At 51.7% G+C, this 516-nt stretch carries 1 protein-coding gene; it reads right to left on the bottom strand.

The window, feature by feature from the left end; translation table 11 throughout:
- On the bottom strand, positions 1 to 516 hold a 516-nt coding region (locus ACFPXP_RS07905), incomplete at both ends, for an RHS repeat domain-containing protein (protein WP_379893701.1).

Below are 516 nucleotides of genomic sequence, written 5' to 3'. Positions count from 1 at the left end.
GCTCCCAGCCGTCTCTCGGACCGCCCTTATGATAATCTGGAATCGACTCGTCTTCCCATCCGCACTTCTTCGCTAAACCCGGCGGAATAAAGCCTGGCGGCACCACATGGCAGTTTTTCGGACCATTACCGTTTCCATTGCCGTTTCCATTATTGCCATTGCCATTGCCGTTATTTCCTTTCGGTCCGGCCGCGACATCCATGGTCATTCTAACGCGATTGCCGTCGCCGTCATAATCGTAGCGGCTGATGTCTCCCTTATGATTGATCATCTGGCGCAGGCGTCCCGCCGCATCCCATTCATACTGCTCCCATAGCTCGGTTTCTCCCTGTGCTTGGAGAAGCAGCCATTGTTCCGGAATGACAGGCATCTCATACACGCCGTCTGTTACCGTAACAGGCTCCATGTTCATCCACATATTCATGCCGTATACCATATCGGTAACGGAAGGATCTAGGATGTTGTTGGACTGCTTCACGACGGATAGAAGATTACCGCGCATATCATACGTATATT

The organism is Marinicrinis lubricantis (assembly GCF_042658665.1).
Classification (GTDB): Bacteria; Bacillota; Bacilli; order Paenibacillales; family KCTC-33676; genus Marinicrinis; species Marinicrinis lubricantis.
Note: the sequence above shows the minus strand (reverse complement) of the source record. Positions and strands in the feature narration are given on the sequence as shown.